25 protein-coding genes and 1 tRNA gene are annotated in these 26,073 nt (G+C 32.9%); 18 read left to right on the top strand and 8 right to left on the bottom strand.

Annotated features, from left to right (window positions below; genetic code table 11):
• Nucleotides 1-60: 60 nt before the first annotated feature.
• Nucleotides 61-1,620, bottom strand: coding sequence for a vitamin K epoxide reductase family protein (locus QLQ94_RS06520; protein ID WP_271338377.1), 1,560 nt, complete (start codon nt 1,618-1,620; stop codon nt 61-63).
• Between the two features lie 260 nt (nt 1,621-1,880).
• Here QLQ94_RS06520 and QLQ94_RS06515 point away from each other — a divergent pair, with 260 nt between their 5' ends.
• The 4 genes from QLQ94_RS06515 (at nt 1,881) to QLQ94_RS06500 (ending at nt 2,600) form a co-directional block, all read left to right on the top strand.
• On the top strand, nt 1,881-2,006 hold the full coding sequence (locus QLQ94_RS06515; RefSeq protein WP_427403026.1) for an rSAM-modified peptide: 126 nt from the start codon (nt 1,881-1,883) through the stop codon (nt 2,004-2,006).
• Nucleotides 2,007-2,160: 154 nt separating this feature from the next.
• Entirely contained in the window at nt 2,161-2,286 is a 126-nt protein-coding gene (locus QLQ94_RS06510) for an rSAM-modified peptide (protein WP_271338375.1), read from the top strand.
• Nucleotides 2,287-2,305: 19 nt separating this feature from the next.
• Nucleotides 2,306-2,443 carry an rSAM-modified peptide gene (locus QLQ94_RS06505; RefSeq protein WP_271338374.1) on the top strand — a complete coding sequence of 46 codons (138 nt, stop codon included), beginning with the start codon at nt 2,306-2,308 and terminating at the stop codon, nt 2,441-2,443.
• Between the two features lie 19 nt (nt 2,444-2,462).
• A complete protein-coding gene (locus QLQ94_RS06500) occupies nt 2,463-2,600 on the top strand; it encodes an rSAM-modified peptide (RefSeq protein ID WP_271338374.1) in 138 nt (45 codons plus the stop codon).
• A gap of 94 nt (nt 2,601-2,694) precedes the next feature.
• Here QLQ94_RS06500 and QLQ94_RS06495 read toward each other — a convergent pair whose 3' ends face one another.
• Nucleotides 2,695-4,443: a helix-turn-helix domain-containing protein gene (locus QLQ94_RS06495; RefSeq protein WP_482499378.1), complete on the bottom strand. Its 1,749-nt coding sequence runs from the start codon at nt 4,441-4,443 to the stop codon at nt 2,695-2,697.
• A 167-nt stretch (nt 4,444-4,610) separates the two neighbouring features.
• Between QLQ94_RS06495 and QLQ94_RS06490 the strand changes: the two genes are divergently transcribed.
• From QLQ94_RS06490 to QLQ94_RS06430, 13 genes are all read left to right on the top strand, one after another.
• Nucleotides 4,611-5,789, top strand: coding sequence for an acyl-CoA dehydrogenase family protein (locus QLQ94_RS06490; protein WP_213295687.1), 1,179 nt, complete (start codon nt 4,611-4,613; stop codon nt 5,787-5,789).
• An 87-nt stretch (nt 5,790-5,876) separates the two neighbouring features.
• Nucleotides 5,877-6,659 carry a DUF3050 domain-containing protein gene (locus tag QLQ94_RS06485; protein WP_427403027.1) on the top strand — a complete coding sequence of 261 codons (783 nt, stop codon included), beginning with the start codon at nt 5,877-5,879 and terminating at the stop codon, nt 6,657-6,659.
• A 67-nt stretch (nt 6,660-6,726) separates the two neighbouring features.
• Nucleotides 6,727-7,494 carry an SGNH/GDSL hydrolase family protein gene (locus QLQ94_RS06480; protein ID WP_482499377.1) on the top strand — a complete coding sequence of 256 codons (768 nt, stop codon included), beginning with the start codon at nt 6,727-6,729 and terminating at the stop codon, nt 7,492-7,494.
• Nucleotides 7,495-7,587: 93 nt separating this feature from the next.
• The gene (locus tag QLQ94_RS06475) at nt 7,588-8,133 is read left to right on the top strand and encodes a cysteine hydrolase family protein (RefSeq protein ID WP_482499375.1); all 546 of its coding nucleotides are present in this window, start codon (nt 7,588-7,590) and stop codon (nt 8,131-8,133) included.
• Nucleotides 8,134-8,142: 9 nt separating this feature from the next.
• Nucleotides 8,143-8,970, top strand: a complete 828-nt coding sequence (locus QLQ94_RS06470) for an AraC family transcriptional regulator (RefSeq protein WP_482499373.1) — start codon at nt 8,143-8,145, stop codon at nt 8,968-8,970.
• A 69-nt stretch (nt 8,971-9,039) separates the two neighbouring features.
• Nucleotides 9,040-9,999: a nitrilase family protein gene (locus QLQ94_RS06465; RefSeq protein WP_482499371.1), complete on the top strand. Its 960-nt coding sequence runs from the start codon at nt 9,040-9,042 to the stop codon at nt 9,997-9,999.
• A 79-nt stretch (nt 10,000-10,078) separates the two neighbouring features.
• The gene (locus QLQ94_RS06460) at nt 10,079-10,585 is read left to right on the top strand and encodes a GNAT family N-acetyltransferase (RefSeq protein WP_427403032.1); all 507 of its coding nucleotides are present in this window, start codon (nt 10,079-10,081) and stop codon (nt 10,583-10,585) included.
• Nucleotides 10,586-10,607: 22 nt separating this feature from the next.
• Entirely contained in the window at nt 10,608-10,925 is a 318-nt protein-coding gene (locus tag QLQ94_RS06455; RefSeq protein WP_482499369.1) for a hypothetical protein, read from the top strand.
• 206 nt (nt 10,926-11,131) lie between these two features.
• Nucleotides 11,132-12,736 (top strand): sensor histidine kinase, encoded by a 1,605-nt coding sequence (locus QLQ94_RS06450; RefSeq protein ID WP_482499368.1) that lies wholly within the window; start codon nt 11,132-11,134, stop codon nt 12,734-12,736.
• A 412-nt stretch (nt 12,737-13,148) separates the two neighbouring features.
• Nucleotides 13,149-13,670 (top strand): hypothetical protein, encoded by a 522-nt coding sequence (locus QLQ94_RS06445; protein WP_271338364.1) that lies wholly within the window; start codon nt 13,149-13,151, stop codon nt 13,668-13,670.
• A gap of 115 nt (nt 13,671-13,785) precedes the next feature.
• Entirely contained in the window at nt 13,786-14,577 is a 792-nt protein-coding gene (locus QLQ94_RS06440) for a fimbrial biogenesis chaperone (protein WP_271338363.1), read from the top strand.
• Entirely contained in the window at nt 14,570-15,598 is a 1,029-nt protein-coding gene (locus QLQ94_RS06435) for a hypothetical protein (RefSeq protein ID WP_271338362.1), read from the top strand. Before QLQ94_RS06440 ends, QLQ94_RS06435 begins: the two co-directional genes overlap by 8 nt.
• A 106-nt stretch (nt 15,599-15,704) precedes the next feature.
• Nucleotides 15,705-18,404, top strand: a complete 2,700-nt coding sequence (locus QLQ94_RS06430) for a COG1470 family protein (RefSeq protein ID WP_482499366.1) — start codon at nt 15,705-15,707, stop codon at nt 18,402-18,404.
• Between the two features lie 249 nt (nt 18,405-18,653).
• Here QLQ94_RS06430 and QLQ94_RS06425 read toward each other — a convergent pair whose 3' ends face one another.
• The 3 genes from QLQ94_RS06425 to QLQ94_RS06415 all read right to left on the bottom strand — a co-directional run bounded on the left by QLQ94_RS06425 (nt 18,654) and on the right by QLQ94_RS06415 (nt 20,946).
• On the bottom strand, nt 18,654-19,658 hold the full coding sequence (locus QLQ94_RS06425; RefSeq protein ID WP_482499365.1) for a virulence RhuM family protein: 1,005 nt from the start codon (nt 19,656-19,658) through the stop codon (nt 18,654-18,656).
• A 125-nt stretch (nt 19,659-19,783) separates the two neighbouring features.
• Nucleotides 19,784-19,870, bottom strand: a tRNA-Ser gene (locus tag QLQ94_RS06420).
• A 200-nt stretch (nt 19,871-20,070) separates the two neighbouring features.
• Nucleotides 20,071-20,946, bottom strand: coding sequence for a LysR substrate-binding domain-containing protein (locus QLQ94_RS06415; protein ID WP_271338359.1), 876 nt, complete (start codon nt 20,944-20,946; stop codon nt 20,071-20,073).
• Between the two features lie 90 nt (nt 20,947-21,036).
• Here QLQ94_RS06415 and QLQ94_RS06410 point away from each other — a divergent pair, with 90 nt between their 5' ends.
• Nucleotides 21,037-22,269, top strand: a complete 1,233-nt coding sequence (locus QLQ94_RS06410) for an MFS transporter (RefSeq protein ID WP_271338358.1) — start codon at nt 21,037-21,039, stop codon at nt 22,267-22,269.
• Nucleotides 22,270-22,940: 671 nt separating this feature from the next.
• Here QLQ94_RS06410 and QLQ94_RS06405 read toward each other — a convergent pair.
• The 3 genes from QLQ94_RS06405 to QLQ94_RS06395 form a co-directional block, all read right to left on the bottom strand.
• Nucleotides 22,941-23,972 (bottom strand): asparaginase, encoded by a 1,032-nt coding sequence (locus QLQ94_RS06405; RefSeq protein ID WP_271338357.1) that lies wholly within the window; start codon nt 23,970-23,972, stop codon nt 22,941-22,943.
• Nucleotides 23,962-25,101 (bottom strand): 1-acyl-sn-glycerol-3-phosphate acyltransferase, encoded by a 1,140-nt coding sequence (locus tag QLQ94_RS06400; protein WP_427403036.1) that lies wholly within the window; start codon nt 25,099-25,101, stop codon nt 23,962-23,964. Before QLQ94_RS06400 ends, QLQ94_RS06405 begins: the two co-directional genes overlap by 11 nt.
• 64 nt (nt 25,102-25,165) lie before the next feature.
• Nucleotides 25,166-25,939, bottom strand: a complete 774-nt coding sequence (locus QLQ94_RS06395) for a TatD family hydrolase (RefSeq protein ID WP_482499362.1) — start codon at nt 25,937-25,939, stop codon at nt 25,166-25,168.
• Nucleotides 25,940-26,073: the final 134 nt, after the last annotated feature.

Here is a 26,073-nt window from a genome sequence, read left to right as displayed (position 1 = left end):
AAGACATTTGAAGCCTCTGTCTATCCATTATATTCAAGAACATTCTCTAACATTTACTTACTATGCCGTCTTTTTTTCAAAAACTTCGATTTCTTCACTAAAATCATTTAAAAAATATTTCAATTCACTCAGTTCATATTCATTTGGAAATACTCTTTCGTTTACAATTTTAACTGGTGTATAATTAAAATTATTCTTAGAGCACCACTCATATTGTTTTTGTATTTCCTGAGTGATCATCATACTAACTGAATCAACATTCCATTTTTTCAACCATTTTTTCAGACCTGTTTTTTTAATATGCCAGTCTGAGATCGCTTCAACCGTTTTTCCCGGAGTGACCCTGTTTATAGTTAAAAGTCTTTCTACAACTGATTTATATGGATTCTCTCCATTTTCAGGATTAATATTGAACAAAATGTTTAGAAAAATTTTGTCCGGAAATCTTAAAACCAAATCAAATGCTTCCTGAAATGTTTTATGACAATGCTCGCAACTTGGGCTTATAATAATCGAAAGCTTTACTGCTGCATTTCTGTTTCCAAAAGTCAAACCTCTTAAATCATCGAATCCATTTGTATAAGGAACTTTTTTTGACAAGAAGTTTAATAATGAATAATTTCTTTTAAATTTTTTCATCTCTTTAAGGGAATTCTCACTACCCAAAACATTTTTTATCATTCCTTTTAATACTGTCCAAATAGGAATAAGAAGCACTACAGAGAATAAAAATGGAAATACATCATTGAAACTAAAACTCAACGTAAACAAATCTGATGCAAACCATATAACACTTTGTATAAAAATTAAAGCCGAAATCGCTAAGCACATTACGCACCATTTTTGAATTTCAAACTTTTGAATCCATATTGAGGATACAATTATCGGAATCGCCAATAAACTTAAAAATCCTATAAAAATGGCTGATTCTAATGGCTGAACCAATATGGCAATTAAACTTGAACCAAAGAAAATAAGCGGTAAATCTGAAAAATTAAGCCATTTATTTTCACTTCCTTCTTTAGAATTAATAACTGAATCACAAGATGAACTTGAACTAAGGTTACAAAATTTTGAAATAATACTGTTTTTAAAGCCCAATTTCTCCTGAATAATAAAAACACTCACCATAAATCCCAATACCGATGTCGTTAAAAAAACAAGACTAAAAGGATTATAGACATTATAGAAAACAGACAACCCAACTAAAAGTAAAAGAGGCAAAAAATATTTTAACCAACCAAACTCTATTTTTAAATTCTCTCTGGCAATAACATTATTAGGTTCTATTGCAACTATTACTCCATTCCAATCCAAAAGAAACTTTTCATACGACATTTTTAAACTTCCTTTTTTGATCGTATTAATACGAACGAAGTTTTTAGCCTTTTCTACCAATATAAGTTCGTCTTTAAAATATGCCAAAAAATTCGATGGCAAATCTACTATTTGTTCTTTCGAAACTCTTACCGCAGCATTCTCTACAGACAATAAATCTAAGGAGTCTGTTATGGCAAACAAACTAGGATAATTTGGATGAGAAAGAAACAAATCTTTAAACTCATTTTTAATTTCCGAGTATCTATTTATTTGTAGAAATTTTTGGACAAGTTTTAACATCTTTTCGAATCTTTAAAATCATAATTACACTGCAAATATTGTTGTTTTTACCGAGAAAAAAACCTCAACTACAGACATTTTATCAATTATACTACATACAATTTATAAATTATAGCAGTCTGAATAAAACACACAATCAACTGCTTAGCAACTAATTAGATCAATAAATCTTCATTCAAAAGCTTCAAAACCCTATTCTCGACTAAGCGTTTTGCTTTTTGTCTAGTTTTGATAAATCATTAACCCTAACACATAAAAACATGAAAAATCAAGCACTAAAATTCGAAGATTTTGAGAGCGAAAAATTATCTAAAAATCAACAAAAAACAATTCAGGGAGGTGAACCAGTTGATCCACTTAGAGGAACAGGAAATGGAAGTTTATAATCATTAACTGCCTATAAAAACACTAAAAAAACGAGTGATTAATTGGGAATTTTATACTCAAAAAAAACATATAAAAAATTACTTATGGCGAAAATAATTTTCCCCTGATCTGTACATCAAAAATATTTATATAACACTAAAAAAATAATAAATCATGACAACTACAAAACTAACATTCAAAGATTTCGAAATAGAAAAATTATCCAAAAATGAGCAAAAAACAGTTCGTGGTGGAGAAGATTCAGACCCATTAAGAGGAAACGGAAAAGGAAGTTTATAACAATTAAAAAAAATAAATCATGACAACTACAAAACTAACATTTGGAGATTTCGAAATAGAACAATTATCAAAAAATGAACAAAAAACAGTTCGTGGCGGAGACGACCGTTCAGAGCCTGTAGATCCGTTAAGAGGAAACGGAAAAGGAAGTTTATAACAATTAAAAAAAATAAATCATGACAACTACAAAACTAACATTTGGAGATTTCGAAATAGAACAATTATCAAAAAATGAACAAAAAACAGTTCGTGGCGGAGACGACCGTTCAGAGCCTGTAGATCCGCTAAGAGGAAACGGAAAAGGAAGCTTGTAACAACTTACAAATACATGAGAGAAATATCTACATGTATAAGTAATAATAAAACTCAAAACACTCAAAACAGAAGATAGTTTCTACGAAACTTGCTTTAAATATTATTCGCAAATTGAGCTGGAGATACTCCAGTTCTTTTGCGAAATGATTTTGCAAATGATACTGCGTTTTTAAACCCAACACTTTCGGCAATAGCCTGGGTAGAATATTTACGATACATATGATTGGTAATCATCTCATTAATAACATAATTAATCTTCAGTTCGTTGGAGTATTCACCAAAAGACTTTCCAAATCGTTTATTTACAACATACGATAAATAAGTTGTGTTTGTTTTTATTTTTTTAGCTACATAAGGCAAAGTAAAGTCGGCATTTAAGTATTCGAGTTTACTTTCCAGAGCTAGCAGTTTCTCTACTATCTTATTTTCTTTTGCTTCATCAATACTTAAATTGACATTTTCTTTCTTAAAATGAATCTCTTCAGGCTCCGGCTCTAAGACGACTTCCTCATTTTCAGCTAAACTTTTCTTCTCAAGGTTGGCTTTGAATTCTTCAATTAAGGCGTTCATCTTTTTATGTGCCTTATTTTTATCTCTTATGTTTTTAATCAGCAAAAATACAATAGCCACAAATAAAACAACGTAAAAAACTTTCAGCGCCTTATTCAAAAAAACATCATATTTATATTTCTCCTGAATAGTAACCATTTCATTGGTCAAATCTCCTACACCTAATTTATAGTTTACTTCTAAAATTTGATCATTTAATTTTGATTCTGATTTTTCATAATTATCCAGATAATTTTTTGAATGTTTGTAAGCGAGTTCAGGCTCTTTAAGTATATTATAAATCTTTGCCTGATAGTAATTTGATCTCAAATATTCACCTTCGTTAGTCTTTGTATTAGCTCCAATTGAATCAGATTTTTTAAAGAAAACTAATGCTTTATCATATTTTTTTGTCGTATAATAAAGGTCTCCCAAATTATAATTTGCAGTACATAATATATCTGGCATATTATTTTGGTGAGCAAGGAATATAATATCATAATATGTCTTCTCGGCATTTTTAAATTCTCTTAGTAAACTATATATATTACCTAAACTTAATTTTGCTACAATTTTATTATCCGGAAAATTTTGAGAATAACTAACCGTCTTTTTATAAAAATACTCAGCTGAATCCAGTAAAACTCTTTTCTGATCATCCTTCAAATAATAGGTTTCGTATGATCCTGCCAGACTAAGATTGATGTTACTCTTATTATTTAGATACTGTTCTCTTGTATAAACACTTTCATTTTTATCAACAAAATCATTAAGCTGCCTTAAATCTTTAATTGCCAAGCGATAATTACCTACTGCAATATTTATTGATGCTATATTGTTCTTAAATTTTACAATTTGAATAATATCCCTAATCTGTTGAGAAAGCTTAATACCCTGCTGATAACTTTCTATTGCTGCACTAAAATTATCTCTTTTCCATTCTGATAATCCGTTATAATTATATAAAACAGATCTGAGTTGTGTTTTATCCTGACCGTCCGGCATTTTGTCCAAGTACGTTAATGCCAGTTGATATTTTTCTTTAGATTTAGCTGAATTTCCTTTTAATTGTATTAGATAAGATAACACCCCATTTCCAAAAGCTAAATGTTTATTGTTATTTGACTTCACCATCTGATTAGCAAATACAATAGCACTATCTACATTAGCATTCGCCGTGAGACGAATTTTATCTTGTAATACTAAATACTCTTGTTCTGTCAAAGCATCTTTCTGTTGAGAAATTGCGGTATTCAGAACAAAAAAGAATAAAAAAGAGATGATCAGCCTCATTCATTTTGTTTTTTGAATCTCAAAAATAGCGCATATATTTTCAATAAACTAAAATAAATTACTGTTTATATTATTTTTCTTCTTTATCCGTTGTGTAAATATAACATTTTAACATTGTTTTGTTATATTTTTATTACGTAAATTTGTTTTTGTAAAACTATCAAAAAATGAAACCAGACTTATTTCAAGCTCCAGATTATTATAACCTAGATGATTTGTTGACAGACGAACATAAATTAGTTCGCGAATCAGCACGCGCATGGGTAAAAAGAGAAGTTTCTCCTATTATAGAAGAATATGCTCAAAAGGCTGAATTTCCAAAACAGATTATAAAAGGACTTGGAGAAATTGGAGGTTTCGGACCTTATATTCCAGTTGAATATGGTGGTGCGGGTTTAGACCAAATTTCATACGGTTTAATCATGCAGGAAATCGAACGTGGTGATTCTGGTGTCAGATCTACCTCATCTGTTCAATCCTCATTGGTAATGTATCCTATTTGGAAATATGGAAATGAAGAACAGCGAATGAAATATTTACCAAAACTGGCTACAGGAGAATTCATGGGCTGTTTTGGTTTGACTGAACCTGATCATGGTTCTGATCCCGGAAGCATGATTACCAATTTTAAGGACAAAGGGGATCATTATCTTTTGAATGGTGCTAAAATGTGGATTTCGAATGCTCCTTTTGCTGATATTGCTGTAGTTTGGGCAAAAGATGAAACAGGAAGAATTCACGGATTAATTGTTGAGCGTGGTATGGAGGGTTTTACAACTCCCGAAACACACAATAAATGGTCACTTCGCGCATCATCTACAGGAGAATTGATTTTTGATAATGTAAAAGTTCCTAAAGAAAATCTTTTACCTAACAAATCCGGTTTAGGTGCGCCACTTGGATGCTTAGATTCAGCACGATACGGGATTGCCTGGGGAGCAATTGGTGCAGCGATGGATTGTTATGATACTGCCTTAAGATATGCCAAAGAAAGAATTCAGTTTGGGAAACCAATTGGAGGAACTCAACTGCAACAAAAAAAATTAGCCGAAATGATTACTGAAATCACAAAAGCGCAATTATTAACCTGGCGTTTAGGCGTTTTGAGAAACGAAGGAAAAGCCACAACGGCACAAATCTCAATGGCAAAACGTAATAATGTAGATATGGCAATTCATATTGCCCGCGAAGCGAGACAAATGTTAGGCGGAATGGGTATTACTGGCGAATACTCGATTATGCGCCATATGATGAACCTCGAAAGTGTTATTACTTATGAAGGAACTCATGACATTCATTTATTGATAACAGGAATGGATGTTACTGGAATTCCAGCTTTTAAATAGTAAACAACTATTAAAATATATACAAAATCAATACAAAAAGCTTCTTGTAACCGAGAAGCTTTTTATATTTGCACAAAATTTACTAAAATGAATATTGAAACTATACACAATAGCATTCAACCTCAAAAAGATCAACTTTTACAACATTCTTTATACAATAAAATCCAGAATATTGATGATTTACATAGTTTCTTAGAAAGTCACGTCTTTGCTGTTTGGGATTTTATGTCGCTTTTAAAAGCTTTGCAATCTAAACTTACTTGTACAACAACACCTTGGTTTGCAACAAAAAACCCAGAAACAAGATACTTAATCAATGAAATTGTTCTTGCCGAAGAAACAGATTTAAGTATTGACGGAAGAAGACTAAGTCACTACGAAATGTACATTGAAGCAATGGAGGATTGTGGTGCGGATATCAATGGAATTAACGCATTTTTATCTGAAGTAAATTCACTTCATAACATATTTGTTGCCATAAAACAGAGCTCATTACATCCTAATACAAAAGCATTTCTGGACTTTACTTTTAGAGTTATCGAAGAAGGAAAACCTCATGAAATTGCCGCTGCATTTACTTTTGGAAGAGAAGATTTAATACCAAGTATGTTTACTGCGATTCTGAAAAACTTCCAAAAAAACTTACCCGAAGTCGATTTGAGCAAATTGCTTTACTATTTCGAAAGACACATAGAATTGGATGCAGATGAACACGGGCCAATGGCAATGCAAATGATTACTGATCTGTGTGAAGATGATGCTCAAAAATGGAAAGAAGTGGAAGAAATTTCGATCCTGGCATTAGAAAAACGTATTGGACTCTGGAATGCTATCGAAGAAGAAATTGTGATGAAAACAGAAATGGCATAAAAACCAAGACAAGTTATTTAACGTAACTATTTGTTTAAAATGAACCGAAACTTAATTTATCTAAATTATGAAAACGCATTTCAAACAAATAGTTATTGTTATTCTCTCTATATTTCTCTTAAGCTGTAACTCTGAAGATACAGCTCCAAAAATTGCCGTTACCCCACCACAACCTTCTCTACCTCCCGTAACACAAGTTCCCACTACTCCAATTTCTGGTTCTATAAAGTATCTGGCTTTAGGCGACAGTTATACTATTGGTCAAAGTGTTTGCGAAACCTGTCGTTTTCCGGAACAGCTAAAAGCGAGTCTGAAAAAGATTTATTCTCAAACTGATTTTTCATTAAAAGTAATTGCACGAACAGGCTGGACCACATCGAACTTAATTTCAGCCATAAATAACGAAAATCCAGATCCTAATTATGATTTGGTAACATTATTAATAGGTGTAAATAATCAATATCAAGGCATCGATTTTTCTCTTTATCAAAAAGAGTTTCCTGTTTTATTAAACAAGGCCATAGCACTGGCGAAAGGCGATAAAAAAAATGTAATTGTGTTGTCAATTCCTGACTATGCCTATACTCCATTTGCCTCTACTTACAGTGCGGGAAACCGAATGAAAATTTCTACTGAACTAGACCAATACAATACTTTTGCTGAGAACACGTGCATAAGCAATGGGGTAAGCTTTATTTCGATAACAGATATTACGCGCCAAGGTCTTAGCAATCGTACTTTAGTTGCCTCAGACGGCCTACATCCTTCAGAAACAGCTTATAAAATGTTTACAGATCGCATTATTCCTAAAGTAAAAATGATTTTACAAGATTAATTGAAAAATGAATATCGAAAAAATATTGCTTAATTTTGTAGAAAGTTGATTCATACGTGGTTCAAACTCTAAAAACAGAATTAAAAAAATGTTATGCAATTAACGGCTCAGGAACTAATAGTAATCATTGATCCACAAAAAGATTTTACTGATCTTGAAGGCGCTTATGCAAAAAATCATAGCATTACTCAAATACAAGAAGTTAAGGCAAGAATAAACATATTAACGAAAAGACTAGACAAGAATAGATTTGTAATTATTTATTCCAATTATCAAAAAGATCACTTCGGAGACGGCATTTCGATGTGCCTGAAAAGTACAAAAGGTCATGATATTGACATTGCTTTTGATGATGCTGCCCGGTTAATTTCAAAAACACAACACAGCAGTTTTTCATCAGAGGAATTTAAAACTTATCTAAAAGACAATCATATTCGCACTCTTATATTATGTGGCTTTTTAGCAGAATATTGTATCAGGCAAACTGCAATTGATGCTCTGGAAAACGGATATGATGTAAAGCTTCTAAACGAGTTTATAGGAACAGGAGATGATGTGCAACACAGGAAACAAGCGATATTGTGCGACTTAGAAAACAAAGGAGCAACAACAATCAACGGTATTTTCGATTGTGAATAATAATTAATCATGCAAGTTTCACCACCAAAAGAATTAGCACCTTATATCAAACATTATCTTTTTTTAGATAATGCAGCAACTGATACCCAAAAGCTTCGCTTATTTTCTGATGGTAATACTGGTATCGTATTTTCTTTAAAAAGTAAGATTATTTCGGGGTTTAGTGATTATAATGTAAAAGATTATTTGCCTGATTCTTTTTTATACGGACAACTCAATGGCTTTAAAGACATTTATTCTGACAATGCAATCAAGTTGATAATTGTTGTTTTTCAACCCAACGGAATACATCAATTATTAGGCATTCCTGCCAATGAATTTCAGGATTCTATTATTGACACTGATAATGTATTTGGCCAAAAAGGTTTAGATCTTCAGGAAAAATTATCGGAAGAAATTAATAATCAGGCAAGGATTGAATTTTTAAATCATTTTTTCAGGAATCTTATTGCTAAAAAACCACAATCTGAACAACAGATTATAAAAAGTTCATTAGATTTTATAATTGCTCATAAAGGATATTTTTCCCTAAAACAATTAGTCGATTATACAGGTTATACTGAAAGACATCTTGAAAGGAAATTTAAGGAATGCATTGGACTGAACCCGAAAAAATTTGGCAACGTTATACGACTACATCATTTTCTAAAACTCTTAAAAGACAAATCTGAAGATACTACTCTTACTACAATTTGTTACGATGCCGGATTTTCAGATCAGTCGCATCTGATTAAAGAATTCAGGAAACATACGGGAATATCGCCAAGAGAGTATTTATATAGTACTGGAAAATTAACCAACAATCTTATAAAAACTTTTCCTCCAGTTATTGTTTAAAATGTCGGTTTTATACAATTTAGAAAATATTATCAATGCTACTTTTGACTTTAATAAATAGCATACGATATGAAAAATCTAAAAATAGCCACAGCACAGTTTGAAAATAAAAGCGGTGACAAAAAATACAACTTATCTGTAATTGAGAAACTTTCGCAAAAAGCTGCCAACGAAGGTTGCGATGTAATTTCGTTTCATGAATGTTCTATCACCGGATATACTTTTGCCAGACATTTATCGAAAGAACAAATGCTGGAAATAGCCGAAATTATTCCAAGTGGAGAAAGCATTCTTAAACTTACGGAGATTGCTAAAAACAATGACATCGTAATTCTGGCAGGATTATTTGAAAAGGATGAAAACAGCAATCTTTTCAAAGCTTACGTTTGTGTGGATAAAAATGGTTTAGTAGCTAAATACAGAAAACTACATCCGTTTATTAATCCGTATCTGACGCCTGGAGATCATTATTGCATCTTTGAAATTAAGGGTTGGAAGTGCGGAATCCTCATTTGTTATGACAATAACATTATCGAAAACGTTCGTGCGACGAAACTTCTTGGTGCTGATATTATTTTTATGCCTCATGTTACGATGTGTACACCTTCTACCCGACCTGGCGCTGGTTTTGTTGCACCTGAACTTTGGGTAAACCGCGAAGCTGATCCCACTTCTTTACGATTAGAATTCGACGGAATGAAAGGCAGAGACTGGCTTATGAAGTGGCTTCCGGCAAGAGCATATGACAATGCAATTTATGCGGTATTTTCTAACCCAATTGGCATGGATGATGACCAGCTAAAAAATGGCTGTTCTATGATTGTAGATCCCTTTGGAGATATTTTGACTGAATGCAGTTCTTTTGATGACTCTTTTGCAACTGCAGTAATTACGCCCGAAAAATGTATTCAAGCTGGAGGGAATCGTTATATAAAAGCGAGAAGACCAGAATTATACCGCGATATTATTGGGCAAGATCATAAATCTGAACAAAATGTCGTTTGGCTGGATTCTACTAAAAAAAGTTAAAACGAAGATTTTTACAGACTTTAAGACAATGAAATTTTACCTTTGCAGGATTCATTAATCTACAGTATACCCTTTAATAATGGAATTTTTTAAAACTACAAATGAAGATATCGACGCCGTTTTCGATATTTACAATCAAGCTACATCTTATCAAAAAACGGTCAATAATAAAAGCTGGAGAGGTTTTGAGAGAGCACTTATAGAAAAAGAAATCGCCGAGGATCGTCATTTTATCATCAAAGAAGGCGAAGAAGTTGCCTGTACATTTGTACTTACTTTTAATGATTTGATTATCTGGAAAGAAGCCAGTAAAGATTCGGCCGTATATCTTCATAGAATTGCTACAAACCCAAAATTCAGAGGACAATCGTATGTCAAAAAAATCATCGAATGGGTTAAAACATATGCTAAAGAAAATAATAAGGAATACATTCGTCTTGACACACATAGTGGCAACGAGAGAATAAACCAATATTATACAAGTTGCGGTTTTGACTATAAAGGTATCAGCACTATAGAATGGACTAGCGAATTACCGGAACATTATAAAGAAGGTTCTTTTAGTTTGTTTGAGATTAAGCTGTAAGCCTTTAATTAAAAAACCTAAAATGAACGAACAAGATTATTTAATAAAAAATGTTTTCATTGGACTTAAGAATCTTAATACTGGATTTGATACTGAATCTATATATTATTTCTCTGAAAACGATTTTGAAATAGTTCTTGACAGGGCCGAAAAAATTGGCATTCAAATTTTAGGAATTGAACCTTGGCAAAACGAAGAATTTTACGATGTTGTTACAGCAGAAGATTTTACCTCCGATCCTGAGTGGTATCGAAAAGCATTCTTTAAATTTAAAGAAAGGGAAGAAAATCTTCAGTATTCTGCTAGTTACAAAATACCTTTTACGCTGCCAAACAAATAAAAACTGATTTTTTCAATACAACAAAGCCCTTGTGAATATATTTCTACAAGGGTTTTCTATTTTATAAATCATAAGAAAAATCCTAAATTTAAAATGATGTGGTTTTGAGTATTCACGTTGTTTTTATATTATAATTTCACTTATTATATTTAAACCAAAGACATTAAATTCAGTTAGTTTATATTTGGATAAATGCGTGCGAAAACATGAGTAAAAAAAAGATAATTCTGCCTGATTCTGTGATTTTTCCAGAACGAAACAAAGCAAATCATAATGATGAATTGCTGCTTGTTAACAAAAGGCTTGCTCAACAAATCGAAGAGCGAAAAAAACGTGCTGCAGAATTAATCATTGCCAATACTGAATTGGCTTTCCAAAACAAAGAAAAAGAAAAACGTGCCGCTGAATTGGTTATCGCCAATGCTGAATTAGCGTATCAAAATCAGGAAAAGGAAGATCGCGCTGCTGAACTTGTTATTGCAAATACTGAATTAGCGTATCAAAATAAAGAGAAACAAAAACGCGCAGATGAATTAAGCATTGCTAATTCTGAACTACTTTTTCAGAACAAGGAAAAAGAAAAACGTGCTGCTGAACTTGTCATTGCAAATGCTGAACTGGCTTATCAAAACCAGGAAAAAGAAGATCGTGCTGCTGAACTTGTTATTGCGAATAAGGAATTGACTTTTCAAAATAAAGAAAAAGAAAAACGTGCTGCTGAACTTGTTATTGCAAACACGGAATTAGCATATCAAAATAAAGAGAAACAAAAACGGGCAGATGAATTGAGCATTGCCAACTCTGAACTTCTATATCAGAACAAGGAAAAAGAAAAACGTGCCGCTGAATTGGTTATTGCAAATGCAGAACTGGCGTATCAAAATCAGGAAAAAGAAGATCGCGCTGCTGAACTTGTTATTGCAAATAAGGAACTGACTTTTCAAAATAAAGAAAAAGAAAAACGCGCTGCTGAACTTGTTATTGCAAATACAGAACTAGCGTATCAGAATAAAGAAAAAGAGAAGCGTGCTGCCGAGCTTCTAATCGCAAATGCTGAACTTACTTTTCAGAACAATGAAAAGGAAAAACGCGCCGCCGAACTAATTCTCGCCAATAACGAACTTGAAGCTTTCACTTATATTTCAAGTCATCACTTGCAGGAGCCTTTAAGGAAAATACAGGTTTTTTCAGACCGGATCTCTACAGATGAACATCACAATTTAACTGATAAGGGAAAATATTATTTTGAGCGAATAGAAGTTGCCGCTTTTCATATGCAGGCGCTCATAAACGATTTATTGACTTATTCGAGAACTAGTGTAACTGAAAAGAAATTTGAAAACTTAAATCTTAATACTATTATAAATAAAGTACAAGAAGATTTAAAAGAAGAAATAATAGCAAAGAAAGCAATTATCGAAATATTCGGAGATTGTAATGCCTTTATAATTCCGTCCCAGTTTCAGCAGTTGGTTTATAATTTATTGAGTAACTCACTTAAATTTTCAAAAAAAGCAGAAATCCCACATATTATAATAAAAAGTTTTTACACAAAACCTAAAACAAAAAAACTTCAGTCAACGAATTACTGCCATATTACGATTAGCGATAATGGTATTGGATTTGACTCACAATTTGAAAGTCGGGTTTTCGAAATGTTTCAGCAACTTAATAATAAAGCAGATTATAAAGGAACGGGAATTGGTCTTGCGATTGTAAAAAAGATTGTAGAAAACCATAACGGAATTATTACGGCGACCGGTAAACTTGATCACGGTGCCAAATTCGATATTTATATTCCTGTCGTATAAATAAGAAAAACTTTTGCATAGAGAATAGCTTTATTTCTTCACTAAAATTGACTTGCATAAATTGGCTGTATAATCCCTTTGAGAAAAATTTACAGCCTCCCGTCAAAAAACACTCAACGGCTTTTTTCTAAAAAAAACTTCTTTCAACCGCTCAACTAGACGAAACGGCCTGATTTTGTGGCTAAAAAAAAATTAAAGAGCCCCATTTACCCCAAAATTTTTGTTAAAAATCACTTTTTAAAGTAAGTTATTAAGTACTAATTATTAATTAGTAAGTGCTTAAAATGTAGTTTGTCGATTATAATTACATCTTGTCTGAAACTTGATAATTTGTATATTAAATGTGAAATTACATTCTACATTTGCACTGAAAATAAACAAAATAACAAATTTAATTTTAGTAAAATTCCCAATGAAAAAAATAATTTTAGCCTCTATTCTTATGTTAGGCCTTGTTACAGTAAATGCTCAAAATGTTACATTAAATGTAAACTTAAAACCTATCCAGACCTTAGTGGTTAGTCCTTCACTAAAAGTTGTAAATCTTACTTATGCAACTACAGATGATTACAAAAATGGTGTGTCTTCAATAAATACAGATCAATTAAGTATTTACAGTACCGGAGGTTTTCAGGTAAGAGTAAAAAGCGCAAGTGCTACAATGCTAAACGGAGGTAAGATAATAGATGCTAATACTATTCAAATTAAAGCAACTGCCGGTTCTGATGCTATAAACGGTGCTCAATATACTCAAAACGTTCAATTATCAAACACTGATGCTACTTTGGTAACTTCTACAAAAGGTGGAGTAGACAAAAAGATTAGTATTGAGTATAAAGGTGCAGGTGCTAATACTTATATTGACAACTATGTTCCAGGACAAAATCCTACAGTTTATACTACTGAACTTACCTATACTATTGTAAGTCAATAATAACATAAGGTGAAATAAATAAAAAAAATGTCACAAGAAATTGTGGCATTTTTTATTTAGTTAACTTTGCTTTACTTCAATTAATCTCCCAACAGATTTTTTTAACCTACTTAAAATGAATAAACTTGCTTTAATTTTCTGTTTTTTAGTTTTTCAAGTACACGCACAAACTGGTATTTCTGTATCACCTCCAAGAATTTATTTTGAGTCGAAACCAGGAACCAGTAGTACTCAAAAAGTAACGGTAACAAATGTTAGCGCAAAGAATACTTTGGATCTTGCTGTGAGTCTTGGCGATTGGGAGTATGACGAAAAAGGTGAAAATATGATGTACCCTTCGAATACTTTAAAAAACTCTTGTGCAAGCTGGATTTCTGTCAAAAATAGTGATAATTATTTTTCGCTAGCTCCCGGAGAAAGGAAAGAACTGGAGGTAACTATTACACCTGTAAAGATTGCTAATGATAGTCTGCCCACTCATACAGCTGTTTTATATGTAAGTCAAATGAATCCTGTGGATGATTATGATAGCAAAGGAGCAAATATTAAGGTGAGCATTCGTTCCGGAATCAAAATTTTTCACACCCTTTCGAATAGTCTTACCAAAAAAATTGAAATTGAAGATTTAAAATTTGATCAATCCACGAATAACCTAAACTTAAAATTTAAAAATCAATCTCAAATTTGGGTAGATGGTAAAATTTCAACCGAAATTATTAACATTAAAACGGGTAAAAAAGTGGTAGTAAATGATATCGTTTTTTATACACTGCCGGGAAATTTACGTAAATTAAGTATTCCTGTTACTGAAGCTTTAGAAAAGGGATCTTACAACGCATCTGTAATTATTGATTATGGTGATTCGTCTCAATTGGAAATGGCTGAATTAAATTTTAATTATGAATAGATATATTCTTATTATTCTCTTTTGTACTCCTTTTTTTGGCACTGCTCAGATTTCTGTTACATCTTGGATAAATTCCTATTTACAAATTAACTCTTATAATGGGAATACCAATCCTGATGCCTATACGGTTACATTTGCCGGAAATGGTAATCTGAATATTCCTCATTGGAAACTTTCTGCACGATTGAAACGAAATATTATATCTGAAGATGGTAAATTTACCATCCCTTCTAATAAAATTTCTTTTCAACCCATTTCTACAACTGGTCAGGCGTATCCAAATCCAGTTCCGACTTTTTCACAAATTGGCGCTCCATTAAATGTTTTTTTACAAGATAATAGTGAATCTTTTCTAATCCCCAATTCTAATGCCCCTATTTATAACAATCCACAAGCGCCAAATGGTTATTACAACCTTCAGCTAAAATATGCACTTACCCTTCTTGGTGGTTCCTATTTAGGAAGTTTCCCTGCCTGGACAAAATTTATTGCTTCTGTCGAGTTTACTGCATACGATCAGAATAATGCCGTAATTGGAAAGATGAATCATGATTTTCAATTTCAAATTGGAAATATTACTGATGCACCGCCTCCTGCAGACATCCTTTCTTTAAAAATAAATATGAATGCTGCAAATGGGCTTTTAGAATTTAAAACCATGCAGGATTATACTAATGGAACTAGTGTGACTTATACAGATGGACTATCAGTAACCACTAACAGTAACTTTCAGATTAAGGTAAGATCCCTTCAAAGCAATTTACAATCTGCTGCCGGAAATTCGATTCCTGTTAATGTTATTAATTTAACGTTAGGAACAACAACTTCTAACGCCAATCAACGTATTTTTCCAATTGTACTTAGTGCTGCCAATCAAACTCTGGTACAAGGCAATAGTACTAATAACACACCTTACCGCTTCGATATCAAATACTTCACACTACCACAGGACGTTCGTTTGATTGATGCAAAATCAGATAATTATACAACTACTTTACAATATGAGATTACCCCTCAATAATTATTAAAAGATGCGTTCTTGTAACTTTAAACTTTTATCACTCTTTTTCTTGTTTTTTATTCTGGTAAACCATTTGAATGCTCAACAGATTCAGAATGCGGTTACTATGGAGATAGAAAAAGATGCTTCTTTTCAAAAAGGTTCTTTAGTGAGTGTAGTAGTAGTTATTAAAAATACAACACCAGATAAAATAAATGGAAAAATCTATTTTACTTTACCTAAAGGATATAGAAACCTGGGATCTCAAGGTCTGGAAATTGCAATGCTTCCTGATGAAACCCGCCACATTCCTGTTAAATTTATAATTGACGAAGACGCTTTTGCCGGATCTTCCTTAATTATCTGTAAATTGATGGATTCTTCGGGAAAATTACTTGCAGAACAAAGTACCAATAATGTAATCGAGATCAACAATACACTTATTATTACTCCTTTAGAAACTTCTATTTACAGATCATCCAACAATGAACCTATAAAGGTAAAAGTAAAGGTCAGCAATAAAGGGAATGTTAAGCAAAACATTACTTTAGTCTGTAAGTTTCCGGACCCGACAAATGGCAATTTATTTCTGGAACAAAATGCTGAAATTGCTGTAAAAAAAGATTCCATTTTCACTTTCACTTATCTTCCTTCAAAAGAGTTAGCCAAACAATCCAACTATTCGATCCGCATATCCGGATTCAGGAATCCAAGTAAAGAAATGTTTGGTAATACTATGGTAGAAGTTCAAAATATTGCCAGCGTGCAACAATATCAAGGTGACTCATTTATTAATTTTCTGGACGAAGCACAAAACCAAATTACGTCTAGCTACAGAAGATTTGGTGGCGGAATCGATTTTTATCAGCTAAGAGGATCCGGTGGAGTAAATATTCCTACAGGGTATCTTTTTATGCAAGGGAATATTGCTTTAACAAATGGCCAGGAAATTCCTTTAATAACCAATACCAATTTAGTATATCGTCAGGAAAAAAATGAATATACAATTGGAAATATTAATAAACTACTTGAAATGACCCTGGTAGGACGAGGTGCAGAATACAGTCACACGTTCGAAAAAAATCAAAAAGTTGAAGTAGGTTTTGTCGATCAAAATTATAATTTGATAGAACCGGACAGTTGGCTCAAAAATGGTTACGGTTTCTTTGCCAAAGGAATGCTTAACTCTAATAACAGCTCGCATAATGCTTCGGCTAGCTACTTGTATCGCTATGATCCATTTGAAAAAGCAAAACATAGTATTCTGGGAACAGAAGTTAATTATGATTTTAATCCGGTCTGGAGACTGAACGCAAAAGTAAACGGCGCAATGAGTATTTATGAAATACAGGATTTCATCAAACCTTCTTTTGCAGGAGAAACCAATTATTCCGGAAAAATTAAAAACTTCAATATCAACGGAAATTATTATTTAAGCTCTGATTATTATCCCGGAAACCGACGAGGAAGTATGCAGCTGCAACAGAATATTAGTACCAATATAAAAAATTACAACCTTCATGCAAATGTAATTCTTTCTGATTTTTCGCCTAAATTCTATTCGTTTGAAACACAACAGAAATCAACAAATAACAGAATAGAAATAGGAAACCGATTTCCTAAATTCAGAGATTTCACTCTTAGTGTATTGTATCAATATCAGGACGAAAGCTCTAATAGCTACAATCGCCTTTTAGGGGATTTAGATATTACTACGGCACAAAAAATGTATGCGAATCGTATCGTTGAGCAATTATCATGGGTTAATAATTCATCACGACAATCAGCTGTTTTAGGACTTGAAACCGGTATTGTAAGGTATCCTATGCAAACTGATAATCAGTTTCAGATGAAAATAAATGCGAATTACAGTTATAGAAATTTTAATATTAATTCAAATTTTCAATCGGGCAGTTATTATTTATCTGAATATGCTTTTTCTAACGTTGCCGGCAATAGTGTAAATTATGAGAAGCTTGCAGTATCTTTATTTTACACCAATAACTTTGTAAACGACAAAGTAAACCTGAATACCGGAGTTTCGTATATAAAGGATATTGTATATGGAAAATCGCCCTCTGCATTTATCAATGCTAAATATAACGGAAAAGCATTCAGTACTTTTTTTAATTCATCCTGGTATAATTATTCTTCTGGATCTCTTACCAATAATACCTTCACTTTTGAAATTGGTGTCACGGTAAATTTACAGAAAACCATATTAAATCCAGATCAAAAAAGTACTATCAAAGCACTGTTATATTACGATATTAACAATAATAATCAGTATGATCCGGGCGAAAAATACGCCGCAAATTATATGATTAACATCAATAAAATTGCCTTGCAGACAAATAAAGACGGAATGGCAATTTATAAAAGGGTACCATACGGCACTTATTCTTTAAAGCAATTTACACAGGATGGCTGGTATTATGATGATGCTACTTTTGAGGTTGACCGACATTCGTACAGCATTTCGATCCCACTTCACCAAAGCGGAAAAATGCAAGGAAAAGTTTCCTTTGCGTACAATACTACAACAGCTGTTACTTTTGATCATCGTGCTTCCGGCATCTCTTTTAACATCATGAAAGACAATCAACTGGTCAAAAAAATATATACTGATGACGATGGCAAGTACATATCATTTCTTCCAATTGGTAATTACGTCATCACGATTGATGAAAAATCGCTTCCTGCCAATACATTTTGCGAAACAACAAGCTATGACATAGCTCTAAAAGCAGGAGAAATAGTAGTCGTACCTGAATTTATTATAAAAGTAAAAGAAAAGAAAGTCAATACTAAAAAGTTCTCTAATTAATGTTTTTGTAAAAAGCCTTTTTTAAAACCTCTTTAGAAATTTTTCTCAAAAATTAATCCATAAAAAAACCCAATGCTACATCTGGATGTAGCATTGGGTTTTATTTTACAAATACTCAATAATAAGTATTACTTGCATAAAGGATGGGATTCGAACGCACGATAGCGTTACCCATATACTAGCTTTCCAGGCTATCTCCTTCAAACTCATGAAATCGTAATCCTGACTGTACAGTTTGTATTGTAGTCATTAGTTTCGTTTGTTTTTGAGTCTGTTTTCTAATTCTTTCAATTCTTCGAGATCCTCCTCGTCTGCTTTTTTGGCTTCTAGCTGTTTACGTTGTTTATGGAAGTCTTCATAAATAGAATCTACTTTTTCTTCCATCTGCAGATGAATGATTTTTCCATTGTGAGTCAGAACTTCTTTATCATTAAACTCTATAATTCTGTCAACATTTGTTTTCCAGAAATTCATTGCAATATCTTTTCTGTTTTTTGCTCTCAATTCCGCAGTTTCAAGAAACACTACTACAAAACGATTTAAGGTATCTATTTCATCAGAAGTAAGATAATTTTTTGCTGTATAAATATCCTGCTTGCGTACAATGCTTCCTTTCCAACTAGTAAGTGCCATATTCGATGCATTGGCATTGGCACGGGAAACGATAATTTCAGCAGCAGTTTGTCCTGTAATAGCATAGAGCAATTTATTTTGTGTCTCAGCAAAAAACATTTGAGTAGCTTTATCTGTTGCATCGTAGTCACTGCTTAAAGCAAATAAGTCACGAACTTTTTGATAAAATCTTTTTTCAGAAGCCCGAATATCCCTAATTCGTTCGAGTAATTCATCAAAGTAATCTGATCTTTCGTTTGGGTTTTTAAGACGTTCATCATCCATAACAAAACCCTTAATCATATAATCCTGCAGGTTTTGGTTTGCCCATTGTCTAAACTGGGTTCCTCTTTTACTTCGCACTCTAAAACCAATTGCTAAAATCATAGCCAAAGAATAAAATGCAACATTATATTTTTTACCATCAGAGGCAGTTGTCAAGTAATCCTTTACAACTGAATCCTCATCTAATTCCTTCTCTTTTAAGACATTTATAATATGTAGACTTATGTTTTGCTTAGAGGTGTCAAAAAGTTCCGCCAGTTGATTTTGATTCATCCAGACATCTCCATCTCTAGCAAGAAGAGCTACATTAGATTTTCCATCAACAGTATTGTAAAAAATAAATTCTTGTTTTTCCATCTTAAAAATAAGTTTTTACGTTTGGATCATTACAACAGAAACAACAGATTTAGTAATTGAGAAAGTTAATAAAAAAACCCCGAAATACAGATTTCGGGGTTTGGTATTATTTAAGTCAAAATTTGCAGAGAGGATGGGATTCGAACCCACGATACAGTTACCCATATACTAGCTTTCCAGGCTAGCTCCTTCAACCACTCGGACACCTCTCTAATTAGGTTTGCAAATAACTTAAAAAAAACTGAGTTAGAAAAACAAAATCAACATTAGTTTAGAAGACTTTTGATTGTATTGGTAAATTTTATTTTTTGTCACGAATTTCACGAATTTTTAATACACAAATAAAAACAGAAAACTTATAATTCGTGGAAATTCGGGAAATTCGTGGCCAACTTTTATTTTTTATTCTGAATTACATACTTTTTCTAAATTCTTCCATAAATAGTTTTACAGCCTTTTTTTGATACGCTCCTTCGATCGTTAACATGAACGAATCTCTTTGAGTTGCAACTCCTGTAATATTGATCGCTTTTATATTGCTCCAGCCTTGTAAAGCTTTCTCTGTTACAATTGTAGCCCAATAATCACTGTCGCCAACCAATCGCAATAAGGCATGTACCGCGTTTAATTCTATAGAAACTTTTGGCTTCATGTTGTTTTTCAGGAACAATTCATCCAGAAACTCTCTGGAATTAAATCCTTTTACGGGTAAAATAAGTGGAAGATCCTCTATTTTTTTAAACGAAATTTTATCTAAAGCCGCCAATGGATGCTCTTTTGAAACCGCCAAAACTAATTTTGACCGAAACAAAGGCACCTTTTGAAAAGGAAGTTCGATTTCGTTTGAGGAAATAACCAAAACCAAATCTAATTCATTATTTAATAATTTAAGTTCTAAAGGTTCAGTGGTGCCATATTCAACAACAATTTTTAAATTGGGATAGGTTTTAGCAAACAAATTCACGACCGGCAAAACCAAAAGCCCAAAAATATAGGTTACACCAATGCGTAATTCTCCGCCAATCATTTGGTTCAAATCATCAATAGCCTGTTTACCACTTTGCACATTTTCGATAACTTGTTTGGCGTGAATCAGGAAAACAGATCCAGCTTCGGTAAGCTGAACTTTTTTTCCAATCCTTACAAACAAAGGCATCCCGAGTTCTTCTTCTAATTTTTTTATTTGTTGCGACAAGCCGGATTGCGTTACAAAACACAACTCTGCTGCTTTTGTAAAATGCAGTACTTCAGCAGTTTTAATGAAATATTGTAGTTGATAAATCTCCATATCGATAAGTTTTAATACTCATTATCAGTAAAATTATTAATTTTTCTAATGAAATACTAATTCCGAACTTTGTAAAAAATATCAGGCATCATGTTTAAAGCGTTAAAATCAAAAAACTTCAAGTTATTCTTTTACGGACAATCAGTTTCAGTAATTGGAACCTGGCTTCAGAAAACAGCCGTAAGTTGGATGGTTTACAGCGTTACAGGTTCAGTTTTCTTACTTGGATTAGCTACTTTTTTAAGTATGATTCCGTCATTGTTTCTGGCACCTTTGGCCGGAAGTATCATTGGGCGTTACGACAGACATAAAGCCATGATCTTATTGCAATCTTTGGCAATGCTTCAGGCTGGAGCTTTGGCTTTAATGATTTACTTAAAAATTTACAACATCAACTTTATATTGGCTTTAAGTTTAATTCAGGGAATTATCAATTCCTTTGATATGACCTGCAGACAAACGATGATGATTGAAATTGTCGACAATAAAGAAGATTTACCAAATGCCGTTGCATTAAACTCAACTCTAAACAATTTTGCCCGAATTGCGGGTCCTGCTTTGGCCGGAATCATTCTTCATAATTATGGTGAAGACATTTGTTTTATTGGAAACTTCCTGAGCTATATTCCTGTTTTGATTTCTTTATTGATGATGAAAATCACACCACACATTAAAGCAACCGAAAAAATGAAAATGTTCGATGATTTCGTCGAAGGATTAGATTACGTGAAAAAAGAAACCGAAATGGCCAAAATGCTCCTAATGTTAATGTGCAGTAGTTTGTTCGTGATTTCTTTTAATACTTTAATGCCTGTTTTTGCCAAAGATCTCTTCAACGGAAACGCCCAGACTTTTAGTTGGTTCGAAAGTGCCGCCGGAATCGGGTCTATTGTATCTGCTATTTATCTTGCTAATCTTAAAAAAGCAGATAATATGGGCAAAATAATGATCGCTGCGAGTTTATTATTAGGTTTTAGCATTATTATACTTGCTTACTCTAATAGCCTTTCTGTTGCGCTTATTTGCATGGCGTTGAGCGGTGTGGGTATGATGGCACAAACCTCATCAATCAACATTTACATTCAGACGCAAAGTACTGTGAATATGCGTTCAAGAAGTATTAGTTATTATTTAATGGCTTATCAAGGGATGATTCCTGTGGGAAGTTTGATTATTGGCTACGTTTCACACATCATAGGAACCAGAAATACGGTCGCTATCCAGGGAATCATTTGTATAATTTCTGTAATTGTGTATGTTTATTATAAAAGACATAGCATTGAGGAAGAATTTGAAACTTGCGAAGTTCAATACAAGGATTAAATTTTAAATTCCAATATTTTAAAATTCCAAATTCCAAGGGAAGGCTCATTTAGAACCATATAAGTGATATAAGAAATTATAAGTCTTGTTTAAATTTCAATTGTATACGAACTTGCAATGGAAATTCCAATTGTCTACTCATGATCTTATCATTTCGACAGAGGAGACCCGAGCGATAGCGAACAGGCGAAGCAAATCACACTAGAAATTTCGCAAACAAAATCGCCAATCTTTGTAGAGTTCCTTATGTGATTTCTCCCTTTGGTCGAAATGACAAGATTGTGATCAAATCTTGTCGAAATGAAATATTAAACGAAAACAGTCTTATGAAAATGATTGCCCTAGCCCCGATAGAAGTGGAAATCCTTTTGTTCCGGGCTTCGGAACAAAAGATTGGAGCGGATAGCGGGATTAGCTCCTAAAAAAAAAGATTTGGTTTTATCATAGAAATCGAAATGACAAATATTGTGGTTATTTTGTGTTTCTATCTTTGTCAAAGTTTTAAACTTGACAAAGATTTCGCTATCTAAAATGAACTTATATCACTTATATGGTGAAAAACTTTAAAACGAAAAAAGAAACACCAATTACTAAAAAATTCCAAATTCTAATCTTGAGATTTATTTCTCACGTTTTGGAATTTGGAATTTTTAATATTGGAATTTTTCTATTTACAACGAAATCTCCCCACGTAATGCCGTTTCAAAAATGGTTTTAAATTCCGCTTGAGGGATATTATGTCCCAACAAATACATAAGTTTAGTAATGGCGGCTTCTGTAGTAATGTCTTTTCCTGAAATAACGCCAAGTGATTTTAAGGCTGTACTGGTTTCGTATTGTCCCATATTTACACTTCCGGCTGAACATTGCGTTACGTTGACGATATGTAAACCGGATTGAATCGCTTTCTGAATCAAATTCAAAAACCAATCTTCGGTTGGGGCATTTCCGGAACCGTATGTTTCGAGAACAATTCCTCTTAAGCCTTTTATCGCCAGAATCGAGGATAAAACGACTTCGCTCATTCCGGGAAACATTTTTATGATTGCTACATGATTGTCTAAGTTTTTATGGACAATTAATTTAGCATCTGTTTTTACAGGAAGAAATAAATGGGAGTTTAGTTTAAGATGAACACCCGATTCTACCAATTCAGGATAATTAGGCGCTGTAAATGCTTTAAAGTGTTCTGCATTTACTTTTGAAGTTCGGTTTCCTCGATATAATTTGTATTCAAAATACAAACAAACTTCGTTGATGACCGGTTTTCCGTTTTCCTGAAGAGAAGCAATCTGAATTGCTGTAATCAGGTTTTCTTTTGCATCTGTACGCAAATCACCAATTGGCAATTGAGAACCGGTAAACACTACTGGTTTTGCTAAATTCTCCAGCATAAAACTCAATGCCGACGCTGAATACGACATTGTATCTGAACCGTGAAGTACTACAAAACCATCAAAGGAAGTATATTTTTCTTCGATGATTTCAGCAATTTTCGTCCACATTTCAGGATTCATATTTGATGAATCTATTGGGTCTTCAAATGAAAACGTTTCAATCTCGCAATCTAATTGTTTGATCTCAGGAATTTTTTGCAATAATTTACCAAAGTTGAACGCTTTGAGTGCGCCTGTCTCAAAATCTTTGCTCATACCAATGGTTCCACCAGTATAAATCAATAATATTTTAGCTTTAGATGACATCCTGGTATTTTAATTTATTGACTACAGGATTTGCATACATGGCCAGAAATCCTTGTCTTGCTACTGGATTATCCGTATTCCCGATACGCATTTCTAAACGACGTTCAAACAAAGATTTCTCGCTCTCTTTATATAAATGAGAAAATCTATCCGTTCCGTTCAAAATATCGTAAGCAATAAAATTGGTTGGCCATAAATGATAATTCTTTAAAACCGAATCATCAATGACTTGTGCCAAAGCCTGAATCTGTTTATTGGCATTGTCGTTTTCAGCAACAATCTGATCAATTTCAGTATCCAGAACATCTCCAACAGAAATGTGTATTCTTTTTTTAGTTCCCATGATACCACTTAAGATGGTCATGAAATCTTCATTTTTTTCTTTAACATAAACCTCGTTATTTGCTTCTGCCATTAATTGTGGCATTTTCAGCACATCTGTAGGATCGTATTCGTAGGAGATAGAAACGGGAACAATTTTTAGTTTCTTAAAATAGTCCATTAGATTAGGCTCATCAGAACCCATTCCAATCATTTTTAGAACACCCGGATTGGTTTCGTCATTTCCGTCTTTAGTACGTCCTTCTCTTTGTGCAATCCAAACCGAACGGTTTTCGCGAAGCAATAATTGTCCAATATACTCAGCAAGCAATTTAGAGCTTTGCAGCATTTCTCTTGGCGTCAGACCTCTTAGAACCAAAAAGTTTCTGTTCAGTTTTGCTAAAGTGCTTAAAAAGGCTTTTTTAACAAGATTATCTCCAATTGCAGATGCTGTCATGACTAAACCATGCTCAAACAAACAAACATTTAATAAGGTTGTATCTAATAGGATATCTCTATGATTTGAGATAAATAAGTAAGACGTATTTTTTTCCAGTTTCTCAAATCCTGAAGTGGTAAGACCTTCAGAACTTTTCTCTAAAACTCTTTGTATCGTATTATAAATAAAGTTGCATTGAAAATCACGAATTGAATGTGTTTTCTTAAGCTGCTCTTTCCAAACCTCATCTTCTACTTCCGGAAAAGTAAAGTTCATCATGGTTTTCATCATCGGGTGATTGGCAACATCATGAAGTGCTTCATTTATTTCAGAATCATAAAACGGTCGAATGGCATCAAATCTCTGCATTATTTATATAGGTTTTAAGTGGGCAAAAGAACAAAAAAAAAATTAAACTATTGTAAGGTATAAATTAAATCCCAAAAACGTTTATAGAATTTTGTGTTGTTCGTTGTGCAATTTCCTCTTCAGAAACGTCATATATATCTGCCAATTTGCTAATAACATTTACCAAATAACTGCTTTCATTACGTTTTCCGCGATACGGAATTGGCGCTAAATAAGGTGAATCGGTCTCTAATACGATATGTTCAAGCGCTATCTGATTTAAAAACTGATCAATTTTTCCGTTTTTAAAGGTTACTACACCTCCAATTCCTAACTTCATATTGTAAGAAATCGCCTGAAGTGCCTGTTCGTAGGTTCCGGAAAAACAATGAAAAATTCCGAACAAATCAGCTGACTTTTCTTCTTTCAGCACTTCAAAAATCTCATCAAAAGCTTCACGACAATGAATTACGATGGGTAACTTATATTGTTTGGCTAATTGTATTTGTCTCTTAAAAGCAATTTGCTGTTCTTTAAGATGTGTTTTATCCCAATACAAATCGATTCCTATTTCACCAACGGCATAAAATTTTCTTTTTGCCAGTTCAGTTTCAACATGTTTCAATTCTTCTTCATAATTATCTTTGACATAAGTGGGATGCAAACCCATCATCAGATATACGTAATCAGGATAATTTTGTTCCAGATCGTACATTGATTGTGTCGCAGCAGCATCGATAGCAGGAATAAAAAAGCGTGTTACTCCGGCATCTATTGCTCTTTGCATCATCTCGTCGCGATCCTGATCAAACTCTTCAGAATATAAATGGGTATGTGTATCAGTAATTATTGGTGTCAAAATTGAATCTTATTATTTTTAAAGGTTCAAAATTACGATAATATTAAAGACTTTCCAATTTGAATGGAATGATGGTAAAATGGCACGCAGATGACGCGGATTCACTCCGTGAAAGCGCTGATGAATGCAGATTT

Source organism: Flavobacterium sp. B114r (assembly GCF_056824125.1).
Note: the sequence above shows the minus strand (reverse complement) of the source record. Positions and strands in the feature narration are given on the sequence as shown.